This is a genomic window from Microbacterium sp. TNHR37B (genome assembly GCF_001620065.1).
In the GTDB taxonomy this organism is placed as follows: domain Bacteria; phylum Actinomycetota; class Actinomycetes; order Actinomycetales; family Microbacteriaceae; genus Microbacterium.
The window spans coordinates 448,561-465,207 of sequence record NZ_LQGV01000001.1; the positions used below are offsets into that span (position 1 = coordinate 448,561).

13 protein-coding genes are annotated in these 16,647 nt (G+C 68.8%); 6 read left to right on the plus strand and 7 right to left on the minus strand.

From position 1 onward, the window contains the following. Positions 1 to 124: 124 nt before the first annotated feature. Positions 125 to 1,051, minus strand: coding sequence for a proteasome assembly chaperone family protein (locus tag AVP41_RS02185; RefSeq protein ID WP_067160142.1), 927 nt, complete (start codon positions 1,049 to 1,051; stop codon positions 125 to 127). 124 nt (positions 1,052 to 1,175) lie between these two features. On the opposite strand from AVP41_RS02185, the gene AVP41_RS02190 reads away from it, so the two are divergent. The 3 genes from AVP41_RS02190 (at position 1,176) to sucB (ending at position 5,815) form a co-directional block, all read left to right on the plus strand. After that, on the plus strand, positions 1,176 to 2,648 hold the full coding sequence (locus AVP41_RS02190; RefSeq protein ID WP_067160145.1) for a leucyl aminopeptidase: 1,473 nt from the start codon (positions 1,176 to 1,178) through the stop codon (positions 2,646 to 2,648). Further along, positions 2,645 to 4,015, plus strand: coding sequence for a dihydrolipoyl dehydrogenase (gene lpdA, locus AVP41_RS02195; RefSeq protein ID WP_067160148.1), 1,371 nt, complete (start codon positions 2,645 to 2,647; stop codon positions 4,013 to 4,015). The genes AVP41_RS02190 and lpdA overlap by 4 nt, the downstream gene beginning before the upstream one ends. 63 nt (positions 4,016 to 4,078) lie before the next feature. Beyond that, positions 4,079 to 5,815: a 2-oxoglutarate dehydrogenase, E2 component, dihydrolipoamide succinyltransferase gene (sucB, locus tag AVP41_RS02200; RefSeq protein ID WP_067160151.1), complete on the plus strand. Its 1,737-nt coding sequence runs from the start codon at positions 4,079 to 4,081 to the stop codon at positions 5,813 to 5,815. A 10-nt stretch (positions 5,816 to 5,825) separates the two neighbouring features. Here the strand turns inward: sucB and AVP41_RS02205 are convergent, their stop codons facing one another. Next, the gene (locus AVP41_RS02205; RefSeq protein WP_067160153.1) at positions 5,826 to 7,124 is read right to left on the minus strand and encodes a hypothetical protein; all 1,299 of its coding nucleotides are present in this window, start codon (positions 7,122 to 7,124) and stop codon (positions 5,826 to 5,828) included. Between the two features lie 117 nt (positions 7,125 to 7,241). Between AVP41_RS02205 and AVP41_RS02210 the strand changes: the two genes are divergently transcribed. Continuing rightward, positions 7,242 to 7,952, plus strand: a complete 711-nt coding sequence (locus AVP41_RS02210; protein WP_067160155.1) for a DUF4191 domain-containing protein — start codon at positions 7,242 to 7,244, stop codon at positions 7,950 to 7,952. A gap of 25 nt (positions 7,953 to 7,977) precedes the next feature. Here the strand turns inward: AVP41_RS02210 and AVP41_RS02215 are convergent, their stop codons facing one another. Next, a complete protein-coding gene (locus AVP41_RS02215) occupies positions 7,978 to 8,403 on the minus strand; it encodes an RDD family protein (RefSeq protein WP_067160158.1) in 426 nt (141 codons plus the stop codon). 99 nt (positions 8,404 to 8,502) lie between these two features. Between AVP41_RS02215 and glnA (AVP41_RS02220) the strand changes: the two genes are divergently transcribed. Next, a complete protein-coding gene (glnA, locus tag AVP41_RS02220; RefSeq protein ID WP_067160161.1) occupies positions 8,503 to 9,927 on the plus strand; it encodes a type I glutamate--ammonia ligase in 1,425 nt (474 codons plus the stop codon). A gap of 83 nt (positions 9,928 to 10,010) precedes the next feature. Here the strand turns inward: glnA (AVP41_RS02220) and AVP41_RS02225 are convergent, their stop codons facing one another. The 4 genes from AVP41_RS02225 to AVP41_RS02240 are packed head-to-tail and all read right to left on the minus strand — an operon-like array spanning position 10,011 to position 15,792. Beyond that, positions 10,011 to 11,150, minus strand: a complete 1,140-nt coding sequence (locus AVP41_RS02225) for a hypothetical protein (protein WP_067160164.1) — start codon at positions 11,148 to 11,150, stop codon at positions 10,011 to 10,013. A 41-nt stretch (positions 11,151 to 11,191) separates the two neighbouring features. Beyond that, the gene (locus AVP41_RS02230; protein ID WP_067160166.1) at positions 11,192 to 14,188 is read right to left on the minus strand and encodes a bifunctional [glutamine synthetase] adenylyltransferase/[glutamine synthetase]-adenylyl-L-tyrosine phosphorylase; all 2,997 of its coding nucleotides are present in this window, start codon (positions 14,186 to 14,188) and stop codon (positions 11,192 to 11,194) included. A gap of 5 nt (positions 14,189 to 14,193) precedes the next feature. Beyond that, positions 14,194 to 15,531 carry a type I glutamate--ammonia ligase gene (gene glnA, locus AVP41_RS02235; protein ID WP_067160169.1) on the minus strand — a complete coding sequence of 446 codons (1,338 nt, stop codon included), beginning with the start codon at positions 15,529 to 15,531 and terminating at the stop codon, positions 14,194 to 14,196. 30 nt (positions 15,532 to 15,561) lie between these two features. Continuing rightward, the gene (locus AVP41_RS02240) at positions 15,562 to 15,792 is read right to left on the minus strand and encodes a hypothetical protein (RefSeq protein WP_067160172.1); all 231 of its coding nucleotides are present in this window, start codon (positions 15,790 to 15,792) and stop codon (positions 15,562 to 15,564) included. A gap of 77 nt (positions 15,793 to 15,869) precedes the next feature. Between AVP41_RS02240 and ppgK the strand changes: the two genes are divergently transcribed. Next, on the plus strand, positions 15,870 to 16,631 hold the full coding sequence (gene ppgK / locus AVP41_RS02245) for a polyphosphate--glucose phosphotransferase (protein WP_067160174.1): 762 nt from the start codon (positions 15,870 to 15,872) through the stop codon (positions 16,629 to 16,631). Positions 16,632 to 16,647: the final 16 nt, after the last annotated feature.

Consider the following 16,647-nt stretch of genomic DNA (forward strand, 5'->3'; position numbering starts at 1 on the left):
CTCACAGTTCTCCGCGGGAACCAGTCCAGCGACACCGCGGAGACCGTGGCCTTCCACCGATACAACGCTCACGCGCTCTCCGGAATTCCGCGGAGGGACGACGCGATCGGATCCGAGCGGCCGCTCAGCGGCGCTCGTGCTTGTCTTCGTCGCCGGGCGGACGCGTGGCGAGGAACCGCTCCAGTTCGGCCGCGAGCTCATCCGCGCTCGGAAGGTCGCCCGTGTGGATGATCGGCTGGGCCTGGGTCGAGCCCGCCATGTAGGCGTCGTAGCGCTCCTCCAGCCCGTGGAGCATCGCGGTCAGCTCGTCGCTGCCGGACACCTGCTCGGTGACCTTCTCGAGGTATTCGCGGTTCTCCTCGCGAAGGTCGTCGAGGTCGAACACGAGGCCGGTCGCGACCGAGATGCTGTCGAGCCCGGCGATGGCGGCGGCGGGGTAATCCGTGTCGCCCAAGTAATGAGGGACGAGGAGGGCGAACCCCGCGACCTCGGCACCCGCCTGCGCGAAGCGGTACTCCAAGAGGTGCCCGATCGTCGCGGGAACCTGCGTGTGGGGCTTCCAGACGGAGTGGGCCTCGGTGAGGTCGCGGCGGGTGCCGCTGACGGTGGTGCCGATCGGCCGGGTGTGCGGCACCGGCATGGGGATCGCGTGGACCCACGTGACCGAGGACACCTGCAGTCCTTCGGCGAGGCCGACGACGGTCTCGGTGAACGCTTCCCACGCGAAGTCGGGTTCGAAGCCCGCGAGGAGGACGAAGGGCTGCCCGAGCGAGTCGTGCGCGAGGGCGAGTTCCAGCCGTTGCGGGCGGTACCCGCTCAAGTGATCGGCTTCGAACGTGATGAGCGGACGTCGGGCGCGGTAGTCGAAGAGCACGTCGGCGGAGAACGCGACGACCGGGGCCGGGTCGAGGTCGTCACGGAAGTAGGCCAGCATACGTCCGGCCGCTCCTCCCGCGTCGGTGAATCCCGTCAGGGTCACCACGAGAGGAAGGCCGCTCGGGATCGGCGGGGCGCTGGCGACACGCTCGTAGAGAGGACCCTGCAGTGGCATGCCTCCACTGTACGAGCCCTCCGCGACGCGAGGCTTGCGTGACGGCCCTCGCATACCGCTGACAGCGAACACGGGTCGAGTGGCGTGGCCTCGGGCCATCCGGGGCAAAACTAGGATGGACGACATGCCGTTCCCGGAGCTGTCGTACACCACCGCTGCCCTGACCGACATCGATGCCGATGCCTGGGTGCTCGCACTCCCTCCGTTGGACGACGCGATCGCGGCGCTGGTGGACTTTCCGGGCCTGGACGACGCGCTGTCGGCCGTGGGCTTCACGGGGAGCGCAGGCTCAGTGGCGCGAGTCTTCGCACCCGAGACGACGACGCGGCCGCTGTTCGTGGTCGGCACGGGCGCGCAGCCCACGGCGGACGCTCTCCGCGATGCCGTCGGCACCGCCGTGCGGACGACCACGGGCTTTGCGACGCTGGCCGTCGCCGCGCCGGGTGTGGCCGGACGAGAACGCGCGATCGGCGAAGGAATCGTGCTCGGCGGTTACCGCTTCGACGACTACAAGTCGGATCGCGGCGCCCAGCGCGCTGCCCGCGTCGTGGTCTCCAGTCCTCATTCTGTCTCCCCCGACGACCTCGCCGCTGTCATGGCGATCGGTTCCGCGTCGGCCCTCGTCAAGGACCTCGTGCACACGCCGGCTGAGTGGCTCGGCCCGCAGGAGTTCGCCGAGCGTGCGATCGAAGCGCTCTCCGGGCTCCCTGTGACCGTGGACGTCCTCGACGAGGCGGAGCTGGCTGCCCAAGGCTTCGGCGGAATCCTCGGCGTCGGAAAGGGATCCGACCGACCGCCGCGCTTCGTCCGACTCGATTACACGCCGGCCGATGCCGTCGACGCCCGCCACGTGGCCCTCGTCGGCAAAGGCATCACCTTCGACACCGGCGGCCTCTCACTGAAGCCGCCCGCCAGCATGGTGGGAATGAAGTACGACATGTGCGGTGCCGCCACGGCGCTCGCCGTCGTTCGGGCGGTCGCCGAGCTCGCCCTCCCGGTGCGCGTGACCGGGTGGCTCTGCATCGCCGACAACATGCCGTCGGGACGGGCGACGCGCCCGGGCGACGTCGTGCGCATCCTGGACGGCACGACCGTCGAGGTACTCAACACCGACGCGGAAGGGCGACTGGTCCTCGCGGACGGTCTCGTGGCCGCCAGTCGCGCGCAGCCCGACGTCATCGTCGACATCGCGACCCTCACAGGCGCCATCACGGTCGCGCTCGGCAATCGTTATGCGGGCGTGATGGGCGACAACGACGCCGTGGCGGCATACCTTGCCGCCGCGCAGCGCGCCGGTGAGCTGGCGTGGCAGCTCCCCCTCCCCGATCACATGGAGGACGAGCTCGACTCGCCGATCGCCGACCTGCAGAACGCGAAGATCGGCGATCCGGCGGGCGGGTCCCTGTTCGCGGGACTGTTCCTCCGTCGCTTCGTCGGGCGGACGTCCGAGGCCGACGACGCCCCACGCATCCCGTGGGTCCATCTCGATATCGCGGGCGCCGGGACGACCAAGGCGGCCTTCGGGGCGACCGACAAAGGCCCCACGGCGGCGACGGTGCGGTCGCTCGTCGAGTTCATCGCAGGAGGCGCACAGTGAGCGAGCACGCATTCGACATCGTCGTCCTCGGTGGGGGCAGTGGCGGGTACGCCGCAGCGCTGCGCGCCCGCGAGCTGGGCAAGACCGTCGCGGTCATCGAGAAGGACAAGGTGGGCGGCACCTGCCTGCACCGCGGCTGCATCCCCACGAAAGCCCTGCTCCACGCGGCGGAGGTCGCCGATCACGTGAGGGACGCCGCGAGCGTCGGCGTTTCGGCCACGTTCGTCGGTATCGACACGGCAGCCGTGACCTCGTACCGAGAGGGAATCGTCGCGAAGAAGTACAAGGGGCTGGAAGGCCTTCTTGCGGCGCGCGGCGTGACGGTCGTCGCCGGCGAGGGGCGACTCCTCCCCGATCGTGCGATCCAGGTGGGGGACGACGTCTATCGAGGTGCGGACGTGATCCTCGCCACGGGGTCGTACAGTCGAGTGCTTCCCGGCATCACGATCGAGGGCCGGGTGCTCACCAGTGAGCAGGCCCTCGCACTGGACGAGGTCCCGGACCGCGTGGTCATTCTCGGTGGTGGCGTGATCGGCGTCGAGTTCGCGAGCGTGTGGCGGTCGTTCGGTGCAGAGGTCACGATCGTCGAGGCGCTGGATCACCTCGTGCCGCAGGAAGACATCGCTCTCAGCAAGGCCCTCGAGCGGGCGTTCCGCAAGCGCGGGATTGCGTCCCGCCTCGGGACGCGATTCGCGTCTGTCGCGCAGGACGAGAGCGGCGTCGTCGTCTCGCTCGAAGACGGCAGCACGGTGGAGGCGGACTACCTCCTCGTCGCGGTCGGACGCGGCCCCGCGTCGTCGGGACTCGGCTTCGAGGAGGCCGGCGTCCGCATCGACCGCGGGTTCGTCGTCGTCGACGAGGCGCTCCAGACCACGGTCCCGCACGTGTGGGCCGTCGGCGACATCGTGTTCGGACTGCAGCTGGCCCATCGCGGCTTCCAGCAGGGGATCTTCGTCGCCGAGCACATCGCGGGGTTGTCGCCTTCGCCGATCGTCGAATCCACCATCCCGCGCGTCACCTACAGCAGCCCGGAGGTGGCGTCCGTGGGGCTCACCGAGGCCCAGGCCCGCGCCGAACACGGCGATGCCGTCGTGGCCTATGAGTACAACCTGGCGGGGAACGGGAAGAGCGAGATCCTCGGTACTGCCGGCCTTGTGAAGGTCGTCCGTCTGGTCGATGGCCCCATCGTCGGTGTCCACCTCGTGGGCGATCGCGTCGGAGAGTTGATCACCGAGGGGCAGCTGGTGGTCGGCTGGGAGGCCCACCCAGAGGACCTCGCGCCCCTCATCCACGCTCACCCGACCCAGAGCGAGGCACTGGGCGAAGCGTTTCTCGCTCTTGCCGGCAAGCCGCTGCACGCCCTCTGACGACCCGCTCGCGCAGGTCACTAAGCTTAAGAAGACATCGACACGTCTAAAGGAGACACACCTATGAGCACACCCGTGGTCCTCCCCGCGCTCGGCGAGAGCGTCACCGAGGGTACGGTGACCCGCTGGCTCAAGCAGGTCGGTGACACCGTCCAGGCCGACGAAGGTCTCTTGGAGATCTCGACCGACAAGGTCGACACCGAGATTCCGTCTCCGGTGAGCGGCGTGATCGAGGAGATACTGGTTCAGGAGGACGAGACCGTCGAGGTCGGCGCCGTCCTCGCCAAGATCGGTGATGGCTCCGGCGCCGCCGGCGCCGACGATGCCCCCGCGCAGGAGCAGCCCGAGCCCGCAGCCGCCGAGCCCGCGCCGCAACCGGAGCCCGAGCCCGCCGCGCAGCCCCAGCCCGCCGATGACCAGCCCGCCGCCCCGGCCGCCGGTGGCGATGCGAAGGATGTCGTCCTTCCCGAGCTCGGCGAGAGCGTCACCGAGGGCACCGTCACCCGCTGGCTCAAGCAGGTCGGTGACGACGTCGCCGTCGACGAGCCGCTGCTGGAGATCTCCACCGACAAGGTCGACACGGAGATCCCCTCGCCCGTCGCTGGGACGCTCCAGGAGATCGTCGTCGGCGAGGACGAGACGGTCGCCGTCGGCGCTGTGCTGGCGCGGATCGGCTCGGGGGCTCCCGCAGCGCCCGCGCCCGAACCTGCCGCTGCTCCCGCACCGGCACCGGCAGCGGAGTCCGCTCCGGCTGCTGCCGCTGCCGCCCCGGCTGCTGCCCCCGCTCCGGCTCCTGCCGCCGCCCCCACTCCTGCTCCGGCACCGGCCCCCGCCGCGGCAGCCGTTCCGTCTTCGCCCTCCGACCCGTCGGCAGACGCGGACGACGACGGCCCCACGTACGTGACCCCGCTCGTGCGTCGCCTCGCTCAGCAGCAGGGTGTGGACCTGGCGTCGGTGACCGGCACCGGTGTCGGTGGCCGGATTCGCAAGGAAGACGTCCTCAAGGCTGCGGAAAACGCCGCGTCTGCTCCTTCGAGCGCTCCCGCGTCCGCGGCGCCGGCTGCACCGGCCCGCGAGGTCTCCGATCTGCGCGGAACGACGCAGCCGATGTCGCGTCTGCGCAAGGTCCTCGCCGAGCGCGCCGTGGCCTCGATGCAGCAGACGGCGCAGCTGACGACGGTGATCGAGGTCGACGTCACGAAGCTGTCCAATTTCCGCGACTCGGTGAAGGGCACCTTCCAGCAGAAGACCGGAGACAAACTGTCGTTCCTGCCGTTCTTCGCGCTGGCCGCCGCGGAGGCGCTGCAGGCGTACCCGATCATCAACGCGACGGTCGATGGCACCGACATCGTCTATCCGGCGACCGAGAACCTTTCGATCGCCGTCGACACGGAGCGCGGACTCCTCACTCCGGTTCTGCGGGATGCCGCGTCGAAGAACCTCGCTCAGATCGCTCACGAGATCGCCGACCTCGCCGCGCGGACGCGTGACAACAAGCTCAAGCCGGACGAGCTCGCGGGAGGAACGTTCACCCTCACCAACACCGGCTCGCGTGGTGCGCTCTTCGATACTCCCGTCGTCTTCCTGCCGCAGTCCGCAATCCTCGGTACGGGCGTCGTCGTCAAGCGTCCGGGCGTTGTGAACGTGGACGGCAAGGACGCGATCTCGGTGCGCTCGTACGTGTACCTCGCGCTGTCGTACGACCACCGCACGATCGATGGCGCCGATGCTGCTCGCTTCCTCGGTGCGGTCAAGTCTCGCCTGGAGGCGGCCGACTTCGAGGGCCAGCTCGGCATCTGATCCGGCTCCGTCATGGCTGGTCCGCGACGTCGAACACGTCGCGGACCAGCCATGAGTCGTTCGTGCGGATGATGACGGCGTATTGCGCTGCGTGACCAGGAGCCTCGATACGAAGGACCGCCACGCCCCCGTAGCGTTCGACCACCGTTGTCGTGCGGTCCGCATCCGGATCGTTCGCCACGCCGCGCGGGAAGGTGTCGCGTGGGTCTTCCACGACGCTCGTGCCGCACGTCGCCGCGCAGGCGGCGTACGTCTCGATCAGCTGGCTGGCTGTGTGCGCGAGCGTCGATGTGCCCTCCTCCAAGGCGTCGCCCGTCGGCGCGTCATCCGCCCGCACCTGGGCCGGGCTATCGCTCGGGGCGGAGCGCGGCGGAGGCGTCGGCGGCGCCGTGGGTCCGTCGTCGCGGGGGATATCGGCGGTCTCGGTGCCGCCATCGGCCGCCGTGTCGCCGTCGGGCCAGCTCACTCCGATCACGAGCACCGCGGCCATGACCGCCGCTGCCACCAGGAGCGGACGCCGTGAGGTGCGCGCACGCGTGCGTGGCCGCGCCCGCTCGCTCCGTGCCGACGGAGGCCGCTCGGTCCGCACGATCAGACGGTTGAGCCGTTCGACGATCGGGTGATCGACGAAGCCGTGCAGCGCGGACGGGAGCCGACCTCGAGCCTCCGAAGCCGCCTCGGACGTCGTCCGTTCCTCGTGAGCGGTGAGGCGGCGTGCAGGAAGCGAGACGAACTCGGTGACGAGCGGGGTCGGCTCTGCGCCAGCGAACAGTCGAGCCTCCAGCTCCTCCATCGCCGCAGCGTGGCCAGGGGACGCGATCGCGCCCGATACGTCGCTCAGCACCTCCGCGAGGAGACTCGGCGAGAGTGCGACGAGGTGCGACAACACGTCGCGCGTCGTCTCTCGCCAATCGCCCGGGCCCACGCCTGCGAGAACCGGGCGGCCGTCGGAGGTCACCCACCACTCACCCCGCTCCAGGCCGCGCTCGTGCGCGGATGCGCTCCCCCGCAGGATGCTAACGCCGAGGGTCACGATCTCGCCGTCGTCAAGGCGCGTCCGCCGGCCGAGCCACTCGTCGAGGCGATGAGGGCAATGGGGTACCGCCACGATCGGGCCGTCGTCGGACTGGCCGAGGTCGACGGGAGCGAGCAGGTGATCGGCCCCGTCGGCGTCCCAGCAGCGGTCGTCTCGCCACAGCGCGCCCGACGTCCACACCACGGGAGGGTCACCGGCCACGAGGTCGCCGGGATACGGTGCTTCTGCCGGCCCGAGCCGGCGCAGCGGGCTCGGATGCAACGAATCGGACATGGCAGAGAGTCTCACGCGCTGGCGCCTCGCGATGACGTCCTCGATCGCCGCCTGTGCACAATCGGCGTGAGGCGCGCGCTGTGACGTCGGCCCCGCGGCGAAGGTAGGCTGGTGCCCATGTCATCGCGCAGTTCCGCACCCGAGAAGCGGCCCGGTTTCTTCAGCCAGATCCGATCCCTGCTGACCTTCACCAAGGACGTCTATCCTTGGACGCCGTGGGTGCTCCTGGCGATCCTCGTCGTCGGCGCGACCCTCGGCGTGGTCGCGGGCTTCCTCATCCCGCCGGCTCCGCTGTGGAGCATCATCCTGTGGGGCGTGACGGGACTCCTTTTCGGACTGCTGGCGGCGATGATCACCCTGACCCGGGTCTCCACGAAGGCGATGTACAAGAAGATCGACGGTGTTCCGGGTGCGGCCGGGCATGTCCTGTCCACGGGGCTGGGGCGCCGTTGGGTGGCGTCGGACACACCCGTCGGCGTCAACCCGAAGACCCAGGACGCCGTCTATCGCGTCATCGGACGCGGCGGCGTCGTCATCGTGGGCGAGGGCGCGCGCGGACGGCTGACGCGGCTCATCAACGACGAACGGGTGAAGGTTCAGCGGGTCGCCTCGGGCGTCCCGGTCCACGTCCTGCACATCGGTCACGGCGAAGGCGACGTGCCGATCGGCAAGCTCGCCTCGACCATCAAGGCGCTCCCGAAGAAGGTCGATCGCGTCACGATGGCCGCTGTCGTCAAGCGCGTGGACTCGGTGTCCCAGTCGGTGACGTCTCTGCCGATCCCGAAGGGCATCGACCCGATGAAGGCCCGCGCTCAGCGGCCGCGCTGACCCGTCTCGCCTCGAGGGAGCCGCTCTAGCCGCGGATGAGGATCGTCCCGGCCGCCTTGTCGTGGAGCCCGCGCTGATCGGGGTCCCAGATCACGGCCGGGATCACGAGGACCAGGAGAGCGGTCCGGACGATCGGCCGCCACAGCCCCACCCATCCTCCGTGCAGGCGCTGCAGCCGGAGGCCGACGAGGCGGTGTCCGGGACTTCCGCCGAGGGTCGGCAGGAAGAGCACCTGGACGATGGCGAACACCGCGGTCGTCGCGAGGGCGTCGTACGAGAAGAAGGCGATCGACACGATCACGGCACATGCCCAGTCGATCGCGAGCGCCGCGATGCGCCTGCCCGGTCGAGCGACGCTCCCCCGGCCTTCGGCGGGCATCCCGAGTCGTTGGCCGGGGTACGCGTTCTCGGTCGGGGTCACCGCTCCAGCGTATCGACGTCCGTGTAACATGCCCGAAACACAGGAGATACTGCCGGGCAACCCGCCCTCGCTAGGTTCGGGAGGAGCCTGGCAGCGTCAGGCCGATACCCACCCGATCTTGGAGACTCCATGTTCAAAGATTCATCCGAGGTGCTCAAGTACATCAAGGACGAGGACGTCAAGTTCCTCGACATCCGTTTCACGGACCTTCCGGGTGTGCAGCAGCACTTCAACATTCCCGCTTCGACCGTCGACGAGGAGTTCTTCACCGTCGGTCAGCTCTTCGACGGCTCCTCGATCCGTGGGTTCGCGAACATCCACGAGTCCGACATGCAGTTGATCCCCGACGTCTCCACGGCCTACCTCGACCCGTTCCGCGAGGCCAAGACGCTGGTGATGGTCTTCGACATCTACAACCCGCGCAACGGCGAGATCTACGCGAAGGACCCGCGTCAGGTCGCCAAGAAGGCGGAGAAGTATCTGGCGTCGACCGGCATCGCCGACACGGCATTCTTCGCCCCTGAGGCCGAGTTCTACATCTTCGACGACGTGCGCTACTCGGTGACGCAGAACGCCAGCTTCTACAGTGTCGACTCCGAAGAAGGCGCCTGGAACACCGGCCGCGAGGAAGAAGGCGGCAACCTCGCCAACAAGACCCCCTACAAGGGCGGCTACTTCCCCGTCTCCCCCGTCGACAAGACGGCCGACCTCCGTGACGACATCTCGCTGCACCTCATCGACGCGGGCCTGCACCTCGAGCGGGCACACCACGAGGTCGGCACCGGTGGACAGCAGGAGATCAACTACCGCTTCGACACCATGGTGCATGCGGCCGACGACATCCTGAAGTTCAAGTACATCGTCAAGAACGTCGCCGAGCAGTGGGGCAAGGTCGCGACCTTCATGCCCAAGCCGCTCTTCGGCGACAACGGGTCGGGCATGCACACGCACCAGTCGCTGTGGCTGAACGGCCAGCCCCTCTTCTATGACGAGAAGGGCTACGGGGGTCTCTCCGACACGGCTCGCTGGTACATCGGGGGCCTCCTGGCCCACGCGCCGGCGGTCCTGGCCTTCACCAACCCGACGCTGAACTCCTACAAGCGTCTGGTCAAGGGCTACGAGGCGCCGGTGAACCTCGTCTACTCGGCCGGTAACCGCTCGGCGGCCATCCGTATCCCCATCACGGGATCCAACCCCAAGGCGAAGCGCATCGAGTTCCGAGCGCCCGATGCCTCGGGAAACCCGTACCTCGCCTTCGCCGCGCAGATGATGGCCGGCCTCGACGGCATCAAGAACCGCATCGAGCCGCACGAGCCGGTGGACAAGGACCTCTACGAGCTGCCGCCCGAGGAGGCCAAGAACATCCCGCAGGTTCCGAACTCGCTGCTGGACTCGCTCGAAGCGCTGCGCGCAGACCACGAGTTCCTGCTCGCGGGTGGCGTGTTCACGCCTGAGCTGATCGAGACCTGGATCGAGTACAAGATCGAGAACGAGATCAAGCCGCTCGCCGCGCGTCCGCACCCGTTCGAGTACGAGCTGTACTTCGGGGTCTGACCACCTGGCGCGAAAGAGCCCTCGGAGGATCACCTCCGGGGGCTCTTTCCGTGTGAGATCGTCGGTCCGCGGTGCGCCTCTTGTCAGCGGCGCGCCGCGGGCACTTTCGGTGCCAGGGCCCCGACCGGGCCGGGTACCGGTGGCGGGGTGAGCGCCGTGACGCGGGCGTTCGGCGCGAAGGTCCAGAGCACCGCACCCTTGTCGTTCTGGAGGCGCCACCAGCCTGCGTACGAGCCGGTGAGGATGTAGGACGTGCCCTTCGCGACCGACAGCCGCCCCTTCGCGCACGACGTGGAGGGTGCCGTGCGAACGGTCGTCGCATTCGCGATGACGGTCGCGACATCCGCCCGCGTGAGGACCTCAGCGCGCGGAGGAGTTGTGCATGCCCCGATCGTCGACGGCGCGCCCGTCGTGGTCTTGACGCCCTTGGCGAACCAATCGACGTAGTAGTTGTAGAAGTTGCGATTGCCGTAGCTGGAGCAGGGGTCACCGGACCCGTAGCCTGCCGCGAGGGCAGAGATGTTGGGCCGGTACGGCGTGTAGTTGTACAGGTTGGCGGTGGCCTGATTCTTGATGAACACCCGGGAGGCTCCGCAGGCCGCATCGGGATGCCACTTGATCGTGTTCGTCTGTCCCGCGCGATAGCGGAACGACGAGGGCTTCTGGGTATAGATCTGCATCTGCCGGGCGCCGAGATACACCTGGTTGACGAAGCCCGCGGCTGCAGCCGCGCACGGCGCAGTGTCGGGACAGTCCTGTCCCATGGCCGCGCGATAGGACCACGCGGTCGGGGCGGTGGCGGTCACGAGACCCTGTTCCTTCTGCAGCATGACGAGGATCACTCGGGGGCTGATCCCGCAGGCCGCCGCAATGCTGGTGATGATGTCGGCTGCCCGCGCTCTCGTCTGTTTCGGCAGCGCAGTGCAGTAGGCATCGGCGGCCCGAGCGGGAACGTCGGCCACGAAGTCCTTGAGACATTTCGGCGCCCCTGCGGTTGCGCGGCAGGTGGGCACTCTCGCGCGGAGGAAGGTCTGCACCTGGGCCGCCGTCATCGATCGTGCCGAGAAGAACTCGGCATCGCTGATGAGGTATCCGCCATCGCGGATGTTGCCGGGAAGCGGCGCCGTCGCCGCGGCGGCGGGAGCCGTACCCGACAGGAGGGCGATGACGAGCGCGACGACGACGACCAGGGGACGCTGTGCGCGGTGAAGGAAACGGGGCATCTCCCTGCCGATGCTATCGGTCGGGAGGGTGCGTCTCGCGGTCAGCCGTAGAAGAGCTTCTCGAACACCCGACGGGCCCGGCGTGAGCGGCGCAGCCACTCCTCCTCCACGAGCGTGGCCGACCGCGGGGGGTACTCGAGCAGGCGCCCGATGCCGTCGAGCTTCGCGCGGTCCACCGGGAGCACGTCGCTGGTCTGTCCGGAAAGAAGGGTGTTCGCCGACCGCAACCGACTAGCGAGCCGCCAGCTCGCGGCGAGCCGGTCGGCTGCGGCATCGGGTACCAGTCCGGCTTCGCGCGCCGCGGAGAGCGCGTCGATCGTGGAGGTCGTGCGCAGGCCCGGCAGACGGTGCGCGTGCTCGAGCTGCAGGATCTGGACGAGCCACTCGACGTCGCTGAGTCCGCCCGGACCCAGCTTGAGATGGCGACTGCGGTCACCCCCTTGGGGAAGCCGCTCGTTCTCCACCCGCGCCTTGATGCGCTTGATCTCCCGCAGCGCCTGCGGATCGACGCTCGCCGGGTAGCGCACGTCGTCGGCGAGGGCCATGAACCGCCCGATGAGCTTCGTGCTTCCCGCGACTCCCCGAGCACGGAGGAGCGCTTGCGCCTCCCACGACAGCGACCACCGCCGGTAGTACGCCGCGTAGGACTCGAGGGAACGCGCCATCGGTCCGTTTCGCCCCTCCGGCCGGAGATCCGCGTCGAGCTCGAAGGGAAGGCGGTGGTCCTCCGAGTAGGTGCGCAGTCCCGCGACGATCTGCAGCGCGAGCTCTTGCGCCCGGTGCGGCTCGACGCCGTTGGGCTCATAGACGTACATCACATCGGCGTCGGAGCCGAACCCGAGCTCCGCTCCCCCGAAGCGTCCCATCGCGATCACCGCGAAGTCCAGGTCGTCATCTTCTTCCGGCACGACTTCTCGGCGAACCGCCCGCAGCGTCGCCTGGATCGTCACCTCGCTGATCGTCGTGAGCGCCTGGGCCAGCTCTTCGATCGTGACGGTGTCGAGGATGGCGGCCAGCGCCAGTCGCAGCAGTTCCCGTCGGCGGAGGGCACGGACCGCGCTCATCGCGTCGTCGATGGAACGGTGGCGCGTCTGGATGGCGCGAGCCTCGTCCTGGAGGACCACTCCCGAACGCGGACGCAGATGTTCGTCAGCATCGAGCCACGCGACCGATTCAGGGATCCACTCCATCAGCTCGCCGACGTATCGCGAGCCCGACAGTGCGCGCGTCAGACGCTCGGCGGCGCCTGCCGAGTCGCGCAGCATGCGGAGGAACCAGGGCGTGTCTCCGAGGCGTTCGCTGACTCGACGGAAGGCGAGGAGGCCGTAATCGGGATCGACGCCGTCGGCGAACCACCTGATCATCACGGGCATGAGGTGGCGCTGGATCGTCGTCTTGCGGCTGATCCCGCTGGTCAAGGAGCCGATGTGGCGGAGCGCACCGGCGGGGTCGCGGAAGCCGATTGCGGCGAGGCGGTCGTGGGCGGCCTGCGCCGAGAGCGTCTGCTCGTCAGCAGGAAGCGCTGCCACCGCCGAGAGCAGCGGTCGATAGAAGAGGCGGACGTGAATCTCGCGGACTTCGCGCTTGATTGACTCCCAGAGCTCCCAGACGCCCGGTCCGGAACCCGCCAGCCGGGAGGCGCGCGCGAGCGTGCGCAGTCCCTCCGGGATCGACGGCATGAGGTGTGTACGTCGGAGTCCGGAGAGCTGGAGGCGATGCTCGAGCACGCGAAGCGATCGGTAGTGCTGCGAGAAGGTGGCCGCTTCGGAACGACCGATGTATCCCTCGGCGACCAGGGCATCCAGCGCCGAGAGCGTTCCGCGCTGACGGACGTTCTCGTCGGCGAGTCCGTGGACCAACTGCAGCAGTTGGACCGTGAACTCGATGTCCCGGATGCCACCCGGGCCGAGCTTGAGCTGGTACGCCACCTCCCCCGCCGGGATGTGCTCGGTCACCCGCTCCCGCATGCGTTGGACGCTGTCGACGAAGTTCTCCCGTGCGGCGCTCGTCCACACCTTCGGCTGTACGGCGGAGACGTACGCCTCGCCCAGGGTGGCATCGCCCGCGATCGCGCGCGCCTTCAGGAGCGCCTGGAACTCCCAACTCTTGGCCCATCTCTCGTAGTACGACAGATGCGACTCGAGGCTTCGGACCAGCGCCCCCTGTTTGCCTTCCGGACGCAGGTTGGCATCCACCTCCCACAGCGGCGGCTCGATCTCCATACCGGAGATGCCGCGCATCGTGTGAACGGCGAGGCGGGTGGCGATGTCGATCGCCCTGCTCTCGCTCAGACCGTCGCCATCCGCGCGGTGCGTGCCGCCGACGAAGATGACGTCGACGTCACTGACGTAGTTGAGCTCGCGGGCTCCGGTCTTTCCCATTCCGATGATGGCCAGCCGCGTCGCGGCGACCTCTTCGCGGGGGAACAGGCCGCCGACCCCTCCGTGTCCCGAGATCCGCGTGCGCGCGACGCTCAGCGATGCCTCCAGTGCGGCGGCGGCCGCATCCGCGAGCGACGCGGCCACCTCAGCCAGGACGGCGGTCGCGTCATCGGCGGCGAGATCGTAGACGGCGATGCGGGCGACCAGGCGCCGGTACCGCACCCGCAGCGCCACCCACGCGTCCTCGTCCCCGCGCGCCGCAAAGCCCGCGTCGTCGGATCCGACGGCGGCCAACAGCTCGTCGTGCAGCTCCTGAGCCGTCGGGAGCGCCGACCGCACGCCGAGGTCCCGGAGCTCTTCGGGGTGACGGAGGTAGAAGTCCGCGAAGCCTTCAGAGGCGCCCAGGAGCGACCAGGCCGCTCGTGGTTCTCGCTCGAGCACCGCACGGACCTCGTCGGCGGAGCGACGGGCCACGCGGACGAGGGCGGAGAGCGCCGCGTCAGGATCAGCCGCCCGCTCAGCCTCGCGCGCGATGTCCTCTCGGGCGAGCCCGACCAGCGAGGAGAGCTCGTCGAGCAGCGCGTCGGCCTGCCCGAACTCGCTGAAGCCCGCGCGTGCGAGTCCCGTCAGCGATGACGATCGCGCGTGCGCCGACATGAGACCTACAGCATCTCCAGGTTGCTCTTCAGCTCGAAGGGGGTGACCTGCGCGCGGTACTCCTGCCACTCGCGGCGCTTGTTGAGCAACACGTAGTTGAAGACCTGCTCGCCGAGGGTCTCGGCGACCAGCTCCGACTCCTCCATGTACTCCAGTGCGTGATCGAGGCTCGCCGGCAAGGCTTCATATCCCAGGGCGCGGCGCTCGGCGTCGGTCAGCGACCAGACGTTGTCCTCGGCCTCGGCCGGCAGCTCGTACCCCTCTTCGATGCCCTTGAGCCCCGCGGCGAGCATGAGCGCGAAGGACAGGTACGGGTTGGCGGCAGAGTCCAGCGCGCGATATTCCACGCGAGTCGACTGACCCTTCTTCGGCTTGTACATCGGCACGCGGACGAGAGCGGAACGGTTGTTGTGCCCCCAGCAGATGAAGCTGGGCGCCTCGTCCCCGCCCCACAACCGCTTGTACGAGTTGACGAACTGGTTCGTGACGGCGGCGATCTCGTTGGCGTGGCGCAGGAGGCCCGCGATGAACTGCCGCCCGGTCTGCGACAGCTGGTACTGCGCGCCCTCCTCGTAGAAGGCATTGACGTCGCCCTCGAACAGCGACATGTGGGTGTGCATGCCACTGCCGGGGTGACCGCTCAGGGGCTTCGGCATGAACGTCGCGTAGACGCCCTGCTCGATCGCCACCTCCTTGACGACCGTGCGGAACGTCATGATGTTGTCGGCAGTGGCGAGGGCGTCGGCATAGCGGAGGTCGATCTCGTTCTGTCCGGGCCCGCCTTCGTGGTGGCTGTACTCGACCGAGATGCCGAGGTCCTCCAGCATCCGCACCGAGCGCCGACGGAAGTCGTGCGCGGTCCCGCCCGGGACGTTGTCGAAGTACCCCGCAGAGTCCACCGGCTCGGGCCCGCCCGGCCCGAACGACGACGACTTCAGCAGGTAGAACTCGATCTCGGGGTGCGTGTAGAAGGTGAACCCCGCGTCGGCCGCCTTGGCGAGTGTCCGCTTGAGGACGTGGCGCGGGTCGGCCACCGCCGGCTGTCCGTCGGGTGTCGTGATGTCGCAGAACATCCGCGCGGTCGGATCGATCTCCCCGCGCCACGGCAGCGTCTGGAACGTGCTGGGGTCGGGATGGGCGAGCAGGTCGGACTCGTACGAACGCGTGAGTCCCTCGATGGCGGAGCCGTCGAAGCCCAGTCCCTCGGCGAAGGCCCCCTCGACCTCGGCCGGAGCGATCGCCACCGATTTGAGGGTACCGATCACGTCGGTGAACCAGAGGCGCACGAATTTGATGCCTCGTTCCTCGATCGTGCGCAGTACGAAGTCCCGCTGCTTGTCCATCGCGTCCTCTCCGATGCCGTGGATGTCAGACTATCGGCCCGAGTCGCTTGCGCCATCCGGCGCCGCGCCGCCCTTCGCTGCGTCCTCCCGCGCCTCTTCCTCGGCCCAGGCGCGAGATCTCGCCGCGATCACCTCGGGCGCTCGGGCCGCTTCCGCCTCCGTGTCGAACGGGCCGGCGCGATCGACCGACGGCGACTCGAAACCGCGCTCGACGCGTCCGGTCTTGAGGTTGTACCAGTACTTCTCGTCGGCTGCGGTCATGACGACTCCTCAGGGCTGTGACGGTTGTCCTGGTCGATCCTAACGAGGGCCCGGTTCGCTCTCGATAGGCTGAGGCCATGGCGAGCAAGGCGACCCGCGCAGTCGGGGTGGACATCGGCGGTACGGGAATCAAGGGGGCTCTCGTCGATCTCGAACGCGGTGCCCTCCTGAGCGATCGGGTGAAGGTCGCCACGCCCGCGGGAGCGGAGCCGGTGGACGTCCTCGTCGCCGTACGAACCGTGCTGGAGACCCTCGGGGTGTCCGAGGCGGAGGTGCCGCTGGGCGTCGCGTTCCCGGCGATCGTCAAGCACGGACGGACGCTGTCGGCCGCGAACGTGTCGGATGCCTGGATCGGATTCGAGGCAGAGCGCTTCTTCGAGGACGGGCTCGGACGGGAGATCCACTTCGCCAATGATGCGGACGTCGCCGGCGTCGCCGAACTGCGTTACGGGGCTGCCGCCGACCAAGACGGTCTCGTCATCCTCACGACACTCGGCACCGGCATCGGAACCGCGATGCTCCACAACGGCACGCTCATTCCGAACTCGGAACTGGGTCACCTCCAGCGGGCCGGCCACAAGAAGGATGCCGAGGCGTGGGCGGCGTACTCGGCTATGGAACGGGACGAGCTCGATTGGGCGGAGTGGTCGCGGCGCCTGCAGTGGTACTACAGCCACCTCGAGTTCCTGCTGAGCCCGGACCTTTTCATCGTCGGCGGTGGCGTGTCGAAGCACGCGCAGGAGTTCCTGCCGCTGCTCGATCTACAGACGCCGATCGTTCCCGCGGTGCACCGCAACAACGCCGGGATCATCGGAGCTGCCGCGCTGGCCGTCTCCTGATCCACGGCACCGGCGA